This window comes from Arthrobacter globiformis (genome assembly GCF_003261175.1).
In the GTDB taxonomy this organism is placed as follows: domain Bacteria; phylum Actinomycetota; class Actinomycetes; order Actinomycetales; family Micrococcaceae; genus Arthrobacter; species Arthrobacter globiformis_A.
This window is the reverse complement of sequence record NZ_QLNP01000103.1, coordinates 82,624-94,203: the sequence shown is the minus strand read 5'-3', so window position 1 is coordinate 94,203 and position 11,580 is coordinate 82,624. Positions and strand designations below refer to the sequence as shown.

10 protein-coding genes are annotated in these 11,580 nt (G+C 63.9%); 1 reads left to right on the top strand and 9 read right to left on the bottom strand.

The window, feature by feature from the left end; all coding sequences use genetic code 11:
- Positions 1 to 63: 63 nt before the first annotated feature.
- From istB to DBZ45_RS20280, 9 genes are all read right to left on the bottom strand, one after another.
- Positions 64 to 852 (bottom strand): IS21-like element helper ATPase IstB, encoded by a 789-nt coding sequence (gene istB / locus DBZ45_RS20320; protein WP_111904277.1) that lies wholly within the window; start codon positions 850 to 852, stop codon positions 64 to 66.
- Complete coding sequence (istA, locus tag DBZ45_RS20315; protein WP_111904276.1) at positions 852 to 2,069, bottom strand: IS21 family transposase; 1,218 nt, start codon at positions 2,067 to 2,069, stop codon at positions 852 to 854. Before istA ends, istB begins: the two co-directional genes overlap by 1 nt.
- Before the next feature lie 472 nt (positions 2,070 to 2,541).
- A complete protein-coding gene (nrdF, locus tag DBZ45_RS20310) occupies positions 2,542 to 3,516 on the bottom strand; it encodes a class 1b ribonucleoside-diphosphate reductase subunit beta (protein WP_111905624.1) in 975 nt (324 codons plus the stop codon).
- A 92-nt stretch (positions 3,517 to 3,608) separates the two neighbouring features.
- On the bottom strand, positions 3,609 to 5,765 hold the full coding sequence (gene nrdE, locus DBZ45_RS20305) for a class 1b ribonucleoside-diphosphate reductase subunit alpha (RefSeq protein ID WP_111905623.1): 2,157 nt from the start codon (positions 5,763 to 5,765) through the stop codon (positions 3,609 to 3,611).
- A gap of 26 nt (positions 5,766 to 5,791) precedes the next feature.
- A complete protein-coding gene (nrdI, locus tag DBZ45_RS20300; protein ID WP_223257188.1) occupies positions 5,792 to 6,298 on the bottom strand; it encodes a class Ib ribonucleoside-diphosphate reductase assembly flavoprotein NrdI in 507 nt (168 codons plus the stop codon).
- Between the two features lie 55 nt (positions 6,299 to 6,353).
- Complete coding sequence (gene nrdH / locus DBZ45_RS20295; protein WP_076802586.1) at positions 6,354 to 6,599, bottom strand: glutaredoxin-like protein NrdH; 246 nt, start codon at positions 6,597 to 6,599, stop codon at positions 6,354 to 6,356.
- A 475-nt stretch (positions 6,600 to 7,074) separates the two neighbouring features.
- Entirely contained in the window at positions 7,075 to 8,316 is a 1,242-nt protein-coding gene (locus DBZ45_RS20290; protein ID WP_111905635.1) for an SAM-dependent methyltransferase, read from the bottom strand.
- Positions 8,317 to 8,423: 107 nt separating this feature from the next.
- Positions 8,424 to 9,149 (bottom strand): DUF1365 domain-containing protein, encoded by a 726-nt coding sequence (locus DBZ45_RS20285; protein ID WP_111905622.1) that lies wholly within the window; start codon positions 9,147 to 9,149, stop codon positions 8,424 to 8,426.
- On the bottom strand, positions 9,146 to 10,513 hold the full coding sequence (locus DBZ45_RS20280; RefSeq protein WP_111905621.1) for an NAD(P)/FAD-dependent oxidoreductase: 1,368 nt from the start codon (positions 10,511 to 10,513) through the stop codon (positions 9,146 to 9,148). The genes DBZ45_RS20285 and DBZ45_RS20280 overlap by 4 nt, the downstream gene beginning before the upstream one ends.
- 133 nt (positions 10,514 to 10,646) lie before the next feature.
- Here DBZ45_RS20280 and DBZ45_RS20275 point away from each other — a divergent pair, with 133 nt between their 5' ends.
- Positions 10,647 to 11,564, top strand: a complete 918-nt coding sequence (locus DBZ45_RS20275) for a LysR family transcriptional regulator (RefSeq protein ID WP_111905620.1) — start codon at positions 10,647 to 10,649, stop codon at positions 11,562 to 11,564.
- Positions 11,565 to 11,580: the final 16 nt, after the last annotated feature.

The following is an 11,580-nucleotide window of genomic DNA, read 5'->3' as shown; positions in this document are numbered from 1 at the left end:
TGTCAGCGATGGTCGAAAAGTGAGCCGTTTCGCGGGTGGAAAAGTGAGCCACTTTGACGTTGGTTATTCTGCCGTATTTTCGGGTCTTGTCGAGGGCAGTGAGTCGACTTGGGTGTGTTTGAGTCGGTAGCTGGAGCCTTTGAGGGTGATGACTTCGGCGTGGTGGACGATGCGGTCGATCATGGCCGAGGCGACGACCTGGTCGCCGAACACGTCGCCCCAGCGGGCGAACGGGAGGTTCGAGGTCAGGATCAGCGAGGCGTGCTCGTAGCGCGATGAGACCAGTTGGAAGAACAGGTTCGCGGCATCTTGCTCGAAAGGGATGTAGCCGACTTCATCGACGATGATCAGCCGGTAGCGGCGCAGCCTTACGAGTTCCTGGGGCAGTCTGCCGTTCTGGTGGGCTGTCTGGAGGCGGGCTACCCAGTCGATGGCCGTCGCGAACAGGACCCGATGTCCGAGCTGGGTGGCCCGTAAGCCCAGGCCGGTTGCGAGGTGTGTTTTGCCGGTGCCGGGCGGTCCGAGCAGGACGATGTTGGATGCTTCCGTGAGGAACGCTCCGGTGGCAAGGTGGGCGATGGTGTCGCGTTTGAGGCCGGGCTGGTGATCGAAGTTGAAGTCCTCGAGTGATTTCCGGGCCGGGAACCCGGCGCCCCTGGCTCTGATCTCTGCTCCGGAGGCTTCCCTCGCGGCCACTTCCCGCGACAGCACAGCGGCGAGGTATTCCTCGTGGGTCCAGCCTCCTTCCCGGGCCTGATCAGCGAGCCGGGTTGCTGCTTCCCGGATCCGGGGTGCTTTCATTGCCCGGGAGTAGTACTCGATCTGGCCAGCGGTTTCCTTGATAGCGGGCATCAGGCGACCTGCCCGTCATCAAGGATGACCCCGAATGCGCGGTCGTAGTCGGCCAGATCCCGCAGCCCGGCTGTCTCACCCACCGGCTGAGGGGTTTGGAAGGCCTTCCGTAGTGCCTTTGCCGCCTCTACGTGGTCTGGGTCGGTGATCGTCAGGCCCTTGCCCCAGGACCGGGTGTGGGTTCCGACAGTTCTGCCGTCCAGGCTGATCGTGACGGTTTCGAGGTCGGCGGTGACCTCGACGAACCGGCCGATGGCCTGCGGGTGGACGGAGTAGTCGTTGGACCCCATCCGGACGTAGTAGTCCCGCGGGAGCCGGACCCTGGCGGTGAATCCGGTGACCGGTGGAACCGGTGGCAGCGCCAGCATCGCCTTCTTGTCCGCATTGATGAGCTCCGCCGGCCGGGCACCTGTCCGCCTGACGAGCCGCGCATTGGCCTTCGGCAGCCACATGGCCAGCTGGGCGTTGAAATCCTCCGGTGAGGTGAAGACCCGGCCCGGCAGGAACGAGGTCTCCAAGAACTGGTTGGCCCGCTCGACCACGCCTTTGCTTTCCGGGTCATAGGGTTTGACCTGAACGACCCGGGTGGCGAGGACCCCGGCGAACGCAGCCACCCCGGCGGCGTAACTGTTCCGGCGACCGATCCCGGTTTCGTTGTCCCAGATCAGCCGCCGCGGAACCGCACCCAGGGATCCGAGCAGCTCCCACATCCCGGCCAGCAGGTCCCCGGTCATCCGCGACGGGATCATCCTGGCCATGATGAACCGCGAATGCGAAGACACCATCACCAGCACGGGCAACACCCGCGTCTTGCCTGCTCCAACGGGAATCTGCACCTCCGGGAACCAAAGGTCGCACTGCGCCTGATCCCCGGGATCATAGGTGATCCGGTCAGCAGGATCAGCCGGCGCATACTCCGGCCGGATCCTGGCCACGTTCTCCCGGAACCAGGCCGCCGACCCCGACCAGCCCACCCGCTCCGCGAGCACCGTCGCGGGCATCCGCGGGTTCTCCTGCAACAAAGCACGAATCGCAGGCTCGACGGCCTTGATCCCGGAGTCCTGAGGTGCCCGCACATACGCAGGCGGACCATCAGAACTAACCGCTTTGGCAACAGTGTTCCGGGAGATCCCCAGCCGCGCCGCTATCGACCTCATCGACTCACCCTCGGCAAGATGCAATCGCCGAATAAGCGCCCAATCCTCCACAGTGATCACCCACCCAATCGTTTGAAACGGGTGGCTCAGTTTTCAACCGTCACAATGGTTCAGTTTTCGACCGTCACCGACAAACCCTATGCCACCCGCCAGCAGCACATCTCGTGCTAGCCGACCTCACACTGCGGTTTCATCCCGGGAGGCTTACAAAGCGGGCCCTACACGATTACCGTGCAGGGCCCGCTAAAACGGCAGCTACTCGGAAGACATCCAACCAGACGCTGAGTTTCTTCCAGCTGCGGTAGCATTCTTCCAATTAAGTCGAGACCTCAAACGCGGTCCTGAAACCAGATTTGATTCCTATTGGAGCATCGTCCTAGTGTCCTGCGGCTTCGCAACGAGGTCGATCCAAGCCGCGTTGGCCAACTTTATGTGAGCAGTTGGCCAACTACCGTGAAACGTGGCCATCTAAGTTGAAAAATGGCCAAGTACCGTGGAACCTCACACTAGCTTCCGAGAGGAGGAGAGAGACCTAGAAGTCCCAGTCCTCATCCTCAGTATTAACTGCCTTGCCAATGACGTAAGACGAGCCCGAACCCGAGAAGAAGTCGTGGTTCTCGTCAGCGTTCGGTGACAGGGCCGAGAGGATTGCCGGGTTCACGTCTGTGACGGAGGCCGGGAACATGGCCTCGTAGCCCAGGTTCATCAGAGCCTTGTTGGCGTTGTAGTGGAGGAACTTCTTGACGTCCTCGGCCAGGCCGACGCCGTCGTAAAGGTCATGCGTGTACTGGACTTCGTTCTCGTACAGCTCGAAGAGCAGCTCGAAGGTGTAGTCCTTGATTTCCTGCCGGCGGGCCTCAGAGACCTTTTCCAGGCCCTTCTGGAACTTGTAGCCGATGTAGTAGCCGTGCACGGCCTCGTCGCGGATGATCAGGCGGATCAGGTCTGCGGTGTTCGTCAGCTTGGCGCGCGAGGACCAGTACATCGGCAGGTAGAAGCCGGAGTAGAACAGGAAGCTTTCCAGCAGCGTGGAGGCCACCTTGCGCTTCAGCGGATCATCGCCCTGGTAGTAGTCCATGACGATCTGGGCCTTCTTCTGAAGGTTCTCGTTCTCAGTGGACCAGCGGAAGGCCTCGTCGATCTCCTTGGTGGAGGCCAGCGTGGAGAAGATGGAGGAGTAGCTCTTGGCGTGCACGGACTCCATAAACGCGATGTTCGTGTAGACGGCTTCCTCGTGCGGGGTCAGTGCATCCGGAATCAGGGAGACAGCGCCAACGGTGCCCTGGATGGTGTCCAGCAGGGTCAGGCCGGTGAAAACACGCATGGTCAACTGCTGCTCGGCCGGCGTCAGCGTGTTCCAGGACTGGACGTCGTTGGACAGCGGCACCTTCTCCGGCAGCCAGAAGTTGTTGACCAGGCGGTTCCAGACGTCAACGTCCTTGTCGTCCTGGATCCGGTTCCAGTTGATCGCCTCGACGTGGCTCAGCAGCTTGACCTTCTCGGTCATGTCATCCCCTAAAAAGTTGGGTTGGTTCTTACTTAAAGCGTACGACGGCGGGCGGGCACCCGCCGTCGTACCGGTTACGATTTAGTTGAAGATTAAAGCATGCATGAAACGCAGCCCTCAACCTCCGTCCCTTCCAGCGCGAGCTGGCGGAGACGGATGTAGTAGATGGTCTTGATGCCCTTCTTCCAGGCATAGATCTGGGCCTTGTTGATGTCGCGGGTGGTGGCGGTGTCCTTGAAGAACAGGGTCAGCGACAGGCCCTGGTCCACGTGCTGCGTGGCGGCGGCGTACGTGTCGATGACCTTCTCGTAGCCGATCTCGTACGCGTCCTGGTAGTACTCCAGGTTGTCGTTGGTGAGATACGGCGCCGGGTAGTACACGCGGCCCAGCTTGCCTTCCTTGCGGATCTCAATCTTGGACGCCACCGGGTGGATCGAGGAGGTGGAGTTGTTGATGTAGGAGATGGAGCCGGTGGGCGGGACGGCCTGCAGGTTCTGGTTGTAGATGCCGTGCTCCATGACGGAGGCCTTCAGCGCGCGCCAGTCATCCTGCGTCGGGATGTGCACGTCCTTGAAGAGCTCCCTGACCTTCTCGGTCTGCGGCACCCACTCCTGCTCGGTGTACTTGTCGAAGAACTCGCCGGAGGCGTACTTGGACTTCTCGAAGCCGCCGAACGTCTGGCCGGTCTCGATGGAGAGCAGGTTGGAGGCCCGCACCGCGTGGTACACCACGGAGTAGAAGTAGATGTTGGTGAAGTCCAGGCCCTCTTCGGAGCCGTAGTGGACGCGCTCACGCGCCAGGTAGCCGTGCAGGTTCATCTGGCCCAGGCCGATCGCGTGGCTCTGGTCGTTGCCGCGGGCGATGGACGGTACCGAGGTGATGTTGGACATGTCCGAGACTGCCGAGAGCGAACGGATGGCCGTCTCGATGGTGAGGCCAAAGTCCGGCGAGTCCATGGTCTTCGCGATGTTCAGCGAGCCCAGGTTGCAGGAGATGTCCTTGCCGGTCTCGTCGTAGGACAGGTCATCGTGGTACGTCGTGGGCTGCGAGACCTGGAGGATCTCGGAGCACAGGTTGGACATGATGATCTTGCCGTCGATCGGGTTCTCCCGGTTAACGGTGTCCTCGAACATGATGTACGGGTAGCCGGACTCGAACTGGATCTCGGCGAGGGTCTGGAAGAACTCGCGCGCCTTGATCTTGGTCTTCTTGATCCGGGAATCGTCCACCATCTCGTAGTACTTCTCGGTGACCGAGACGTCGGAGAACGGCATCCCGTAGACGCGTTCGACGTCGTACGGCGAGAACAGGTACATGTCCTCGTCCTTCTTGGCCAGCTCGAAGGTGATGTCCGGGATCACGACGCCGAGCGAAAGGGTCTTGATGCGGATCTTCTCATCCGCGTTCTCCCGCTTGGTGTCCAGGAACCGGTAGATGTCCGGGTGGTGGGCGTGCAGGTACACGGCACCGGCGCCCTGGCGGGCACCGAGCTGGTTGGCGTAGGAGAAGCTGTCTTCGAGGAGCTTCATCACGGGGATCACGCCGGAGGACTGGTTCTCGATCTGCTTGATCGGCGCCCCGACCTCGCGGATGTTGGTCAGCGCGAACGCCACGCCGCCGCCGCGCTTGGACAGCTGCAGCGCGGAGTTGATGGAGCGGCCGATCGACTCCATGTTGTCCTCGATGCGGAGCAGGAAGCAGGAGACCAGCTCGCCGCGCTGCTTCTTGCCGGCGTTCAGGAACGTCGGGGTGGCCGGCTGGAAGCGTCCCTCGATGATCTCGTCCACCATCTGGGTGGCCAACTGCTCGTTGCCGCGGGCCAGGTGCAGGGCAACCATGCACACGCGGTCCTCATAGCGCTCCAGGAAACGCTTGCCGTCGAACGTCTTCAGCGTGTAGGACGTGTAGAACTTGAAGGCGCCCAGGAAGGTCTCGAACCGGAACTTCTTCTTGTAGGCACGGTTGAACAGGTCACGGATGAAGTTCATCGTGTACTGGTCGAGGGTCTCGCGCTCGTAGTAGTCGTTCTTGACCAGGTATTCGAGCTTCTCCTCCAGGTCATGGAAGAAGACCGTGTTGTTGTTCACGTGCTGCAGGAAGTACTGGTGGGCCGCCTCGCGGTCAGCCTCGAACTGGATCTCGCCGTTCGGACCGTACAGGTTCAGCATCGCGTTCAGCTCGTGGTAGCCCAGGCCCTTGTAGGCAGCGGGGAGCGCCGGCTTCTCCTGCTTTTCAACAGCCGTGTCCATAGAGGCGTCCTTTCCTTCTGGCCTGGTTACTTCTGTGTCTGCGACAGTCGTGTCCAAAACTCTTCCAATCCTTCTTGTACGCGGGAGACGTCTTCCGGCGTACCCATGAGTTCAAACCTGTAGAGGTGGGGGACCGTGCATTTGGCGGCGATGATGTCGCCCGCCATGCAGTAGTTGTCCCCGAAATTCGTGTTGCCGGCCCCGATGACGCCGCGGAGCAGGCGCCGGTTGTCCGGATTGTTCAGGAACCTGATGACCTGCTTGGGCACTGAACCCTCGCCGCCCGTCCCGCCATAGGTGGGGACCACGAGCACGAACGGTTCACAGGCAACGAGGGGTTCATCCTTGGCGTGCAGGGGGATCCTGGCCGCGTCCGCACCAAGCTTCGCGATGAAGCGGCTGGTGTTCTCGGAGGCCGAGGAAAAGTAGATGAGGCGGCTGTGAGTCTGGTTCACGGGCGGTCTCTGGTTGACGGGCGTCGTGTCCGCAGCACGGGCTGCGGCCGGCGCATCGGCAGGTGCCGGCGCAGCCATGCGAGTCACCTCATCTACGTGCGAATTTTCTGCCGAAAACGGCGTGGGTGCAGCCTTAGGCCACAGAAGCGGAGGCGCTCAGCGCCAGCTCTTCGATCTTGTCCGGGCGGAAACCGGACCAGTGGTCTTGGTCGGTAACGACGACCGGCGCCTGCATGTAGCCGAGCGACTTCAGGCGCTCAAGGGCGTCCGCGTCCTGGGAAATATCCACGCTCTGGTAGGCGATACCCTTCTTGTCCAGTGCACGGTAGGTGGCGTTGCACTGTACGCAGGCCGGCTTGGTGTAAACCGTTACGGTCATGGTTCCTGTCCCCTTTGTTGAAGTCACTGCTGCTGCACTCTTGTGAGACCTTGCTGGTGTCTCGGTATTGAAATCTCTGGCATCGTAGCGGTGGACTCTGCCCGGACCTTACCGTCCAGTACTGGCTGCGCCGGCCTCCCGCTCAATGTGTATGTCGATACTACATGTAGTGCGCGGCCCCGAATGGGACCCCAAGATGATGTATTACAAGTATGTCATTTAATGCACTTTTAATCCACAGGCCGGTGCCCTCAAAATGTCCGGATTTCCGCGTTTTTGGTGGACTGAATCCACACCCTGTGGAGTAGTTGCCCACATTTAAACCACAGCGTGTCGGCCCGAAGACGGCGTGTCGCAGCACCTCCGACGGCACCTTTTGAGTGGGCCGGCACACAGCAGTGGGGGTCCCGAAGCACGCCTCGGGACCCCCACTGTGATTAAGCAAACGCCAGGCTGGAGCTGAGCCTCCCGGCGGCTAGAGCTGAGCCTCCCGGCGATCCAGGACAATCTGCTGCACATCCAGGTATCCGGACTGGAAGCCGGCCCGGGAGTAGCACAGGTAGAACAGCCACATCCGCTGGAAGACCTCGTCGAATCCGAGCCCGCGCACCTCCTGCGCACGCTGCAGGAACCGCTCCTCCCACAGCCTCAGGGTGGCGGCGTAGTGGTCGCCCATCCCCCGGCGCTCACGGACCCGGAGGGTGGTGTGCTGCTCCGTGACGCTCTCGATCGCCCGCACGGAGGGCAGGAACCCGCCGGGGAAGATGTACTTGTGCACCCAGGTGTAGGCGTTGCGGGTGGCGAGCATCCTGCCGTGCGGCATGGTGATCGCCTGGATGGCCACCTTGCCGCCGGGCGCCAGTACCCGGTCGATGGTCTGGAAATAGACGGGCCAGTATTCGTAGCCCACCGCTTCGATCATCTCCACGGAGACGACGGCGTCGTACTCGCCTTCCACGGCGCGGTAGTCCTGCAGGCCCACCGTGACCTGCCCGGAAAAGCCGGCGTCCTCGATCCGCTGCCGCGCGAGCGCCTGCTGCTCACTGGAGAGAGTCACCGTGTACACGGTGGCGCCCCGGGCTGCGGCCCGCAGGGCCAGTTCGCCCCAGCCGGTGCCGATCTCCAGCAGCCGGGTGTCCTTTCCCACCCCGGCCTTGTCCAGCAGCCTGTCGATCTTGGCGTGCTGCGCTGCCGCCAGGGCGTCCCAGCCCACCTCTGCCAGCTGGCCCGCCGAGGCCGGGAAAAGCGCCGAGGAGTAGCTCATGGTCCGGTCCAGGAAGGTGCCGAACAGCTCGTTGGAGAGGTCGTAGTGCCGGGAGATGTTGCCGCGGGTATTCTGCTCGGTGTTGCGCTCCTGCCGGGGCGCCCGCGGCAGGTACAGGCTTCGGAGTCTTTGGAGCGGCGCGGGGATGAGCGTGTCCACCGAGGAGGCGAAGACCTCGAGGACGGCGGCGAGGTCGGACGCCTCCCAGTCCCCCGCCATGAAGGACTCCCCCAGCCCGATCAGCCCGTTGTCGCCAATCCGGACCGCGAAGTCCGCCGGACGCACCATGGTCATCACCGGCGCGCCCGCACCGCCGGTGCCCAGTACTGTGCCTTCGGGGTATTCCACCCGCAGCGGCAGGCGGCGGACCGCCGCGCGGAACAGGGAATCCGCAGCCTTCCCGGCCAGCTGCGCCTTTACCCCCGCGGGTGGACGGGCGACGCCGGGCCACACCTGCGCGTCGACGGTCTCCGGCGCCGGCGGTACCCGGAAGGCCCCGCCTGGTTTGTTGTGTGAATGGTCCCTGTAAGAGGGGTCAGAGTATGACGGATCCGTGAGAGTCACGAGACTGCCTCCTGCGCTCGGTGGTCGGGACGGTTGGTGATGGGCAACCCGCGGGCCCAGAGCTTGATTCCTTGCCAGCGGATCTGCAGTACCAGGCGGAGCGGCGCAAGCGGAACCGCGGCCGCCGCAGCCAGGATGCTGCCGGCTGTGGCGGGCCGCCATTCGCCGGTCATGGTGGCGGTGAAAGGTTTCCGCCCGGCACGCTCCAGCACCACTGCCACAGCGAGCTCGCCCGCCGGTTCGGGCAGGCTCAACCGGTAGCTGCCGTCCACCTCGTTGAACGGGGACACGAAGAATTCCTTGTCGGTGCGCGCGCGGCCGGCGGCGTCGGGGTGCAGAAGGTAGCAGTGCCGTTCGCCGTAGGTGTTGTGGACCTCGGCGATGACAGCACGCACCGCGCCGTCGGGACGGTGGCACCAGAAGATGCTGATCGGGTTGAAGACGTGTCCCAGCACCCTGGCGTTGGCCAGCATGGTGACCGTGCCGCCGTCGGGCTCTTCGCCGTTCACGGCGAGGAAGCGGTCCACGTTCTCGCGGATGCTCGCCGCGGGATCTCCCAGATGATCGCTCGCATGGAATCCGGCGAACGGCCGCAGCCACCAGGGCAGTTCTGGCAGGTCATCGACGTCGACGTACCAGCTGTAGCTGCGGTAGGTGAAGGCGTTCTTCAGTGGATCCCGCCGCACATGGCGGATGCTGGTCCGGTAGATGGCCGCGCTCACGGGACCAGCTCCGCGGCCTGCCCGGCGTCCGAAGCCGCCGGGTCCGAATCAGGAGCGAACGGGTCCTCCCACGCGCGGCCAAGCTGGGCGGCCGCGCGCACGCCGGACGCGGCGCCGTCCTCATGGAATCCCCAGCCGTGGTAGGCGCCCGCGAAAGCCAGCCGGTGATCGCCCAGCTCGCCGAGTCGCTCCTGGGCGGCCATGGACTCAGGCGTGTACTGGGGGTGCTCGTACACGAGGTCCTGCAGCACGGACTCCGGTTCGATCAGTTCCGACTCGCCGAGGCTCACGATGTAGCTGCCGCCGTCGTCGGGGGTGAGGCGCTGCAGCCGGGTGAGGTCGTAGCTGACCAGCACGTGTCCGGGACGGGCAGCACAGGACGGCAGCCGGTAGTTCCACGACGCGCGGGCAGCGCCGCTGCGCGGCAGGACCGCCGGATCGCGGTGGAACTTGATGTGGTTCACGGAATACGGGATGTGCCCCAGAACCTGGACCTCCGCCGGCGTCGGATCGGCCATCATGGCAAGTGCTTCGCGGGGGTGGGCGGCGATCACCGCGGCGTCGAAGTGCTCGGCTCCGGCCGCCGTCGTAATCTCCACTCCGGTTGGGGTCCGGCGCACGGCAAGGACAGGACTGGAGAGGCGGACATCCTGGAGACCTTCGACCACACGCTCAACATAGCGCCGGGATCCTCCCTTCACCGTCTTCCACTGCGGCGAGCCTTTGACGCCGAGCATGCCGTGGTGTTCGAGGAAGGTAAAGAGGTACCGGGCGGGGTAGGCCAGGGCGGTGGTGGGGTCGCAGGACCAGACCGCGCTGACTACCGGCGCCATGAAGTGCGAGGTGAAGTAGTCACTGAAACGTTCCCGGGCAAGGAACTCGCCAAGCGTTTCCTCCTGTCCCTCGCCGTCCGCGCCGGCGGCCAGCAGCGCGCGTGCCTTCCGCCAGAACCGCAGGATCTCGGCAAGCATCAGCAGGAACCGGGGCCGTACGAGGTTGGTGGGCCTGGCAAAGACACCCGAAGCGCCCTTGGCCCCGGCGTACTCCAGGCCGCAGCCGTCGCAGCGGATGCTCATGGTCATGTCCGAATCCTGCGTCTCGACGCCGAGTTCCGTGAACAGCCGGATGAGGTTCGGGTAGGTGCGGTTGTTGTGCACAATGAAGCCGGTGTCCACCGCAAGGCTCCCCGAGTCATGCCGGACGTCGTGCGTGTGGGCATGCCCGCCCGGCCGGGAATCCGCCTCAAACAGGGTCACGTGGTCCCGGCGGCTGAGGATATGCGCGGCCGTCAGGCCCGCCACCCCGCTTCCGACGACGGCGACGCGCCGCCTCTCGTCTGCACTCCATGCTGGGCTCGGTGACAATCTTTGCTCCTCTGCTGAACAGTTGCCGGGCACTTGGTAGTTACGGGCTATTCGGAGCAGTACTGCGTGCCGGATGGGTGGCCTTTTTTCCGCCGCTTTTCCTGCCACATAGCAGCCGGAGTAAGGTTGGCTGGTGGTCAACCCCGTGCATTTGAGGACGCTCCTTGAGGTGACGCGGCTGGGTTCCTTCGCGGCCGCGGCGAGCAGGCTTGGCTACACCGCCTCAGCCGTGTCCCAGCAGATGTCCGCCCTGGAGCGTGACACGGGCGTCCGCCTGTTCCAGCGCTCCGCCCGGAGCGTGGTTCCTACGGACGCCGCGATGGTGATGGCGCGCCACGCAGCCAAGGTCCTGACGGACATCGAGGCGCTGATGGCCGCGGCGTCCAAAACGCAGGACGCCACGAGCCAGGAGCTCCGGCTGGGTATCTTTCCGAGCCTCGCCACCTATGTTCTGCCGCGGATCCTGCGCAGTCCCGCGTGGAAGGACCTGGGCATCGACCTGCGGGTGTCGGTGGCCGAACCCGCCCAGACCATCCAGGGGCTGCGCACCGGCGGCGACACGGATGTGGCGCTGGTGTACCAGGTGGGACAGTCCGGGCTGGCCTGGCCCCACACCATCAACCGGCAGTGGATCGGTGACGACAACTTCCGCGTTGTCCTCCCCTCCGGCTGGGGATTCCGCACCGAGGCGAAGGTGGCCGCGGACCATCTCTCGGACATGCCGTGGATCATGCACCACCCGGGCACAAGCGATGCCACCGTCATTGAGCGGCTCTTCGCCGGCTGCAACCTCCACCCGCGCGTGGTGGCGTACAGCGACGACTTCCACGCCAGCCTTGAAATGGCAGCCTCCGGGCTGGGGGCGGCACTGGTGCCGGAACTTGCGCTGCTGCACCGGCCAGCCGGCGTCGTGGTGCTGGACGTCCCGGAAATCCGGCTGGCCCGCAACGTCTTCGCGCTGCTCATCAACGACAAGAAGACGGCCCGGGTGCAGCTGTTCGTGGACCTGCTGGCCGAGACGATGGGCGGGCTGGGGTCAGCAGTTAAATGATCCCCGATGCTGGAAT

Coding starts and splice junctions, on each gene's coding strand:
- istB (WP_111904277.1), bottom strand. CDS start 852: ATGCCCGCTATCAAGGAAACCGCTGGCCAGATCGAGTACTACTCCCGG.
- nrdH (WP_076802586.1), bottom strand. CDS start 6,599: ATGACCGTAACGGTTTACACCAAGCCGGCCTGCGTACAGTGCAACGCC.
- nrdE (WP_111905623.1), bottom strand. CDS start 5,765: ATGGACACGGCTGTTGAAAAGCAGGAGAAGCCGGCGCTCCCCGCTGCC.
- nrdI (WP_223257188.1), bottom strand. CDS start 6,298: ATGGCTGCGCCGGCACCTGCCGATGCGCCGGCCGCAGCCCGTGCTGCG.
- nrdF (WP_111905624.1), bottom strand. CDS start 3,516: ATGACCGAGAAGGTCAAGCTGCTGAGCCACGTCGAGGCGATCAACTGG.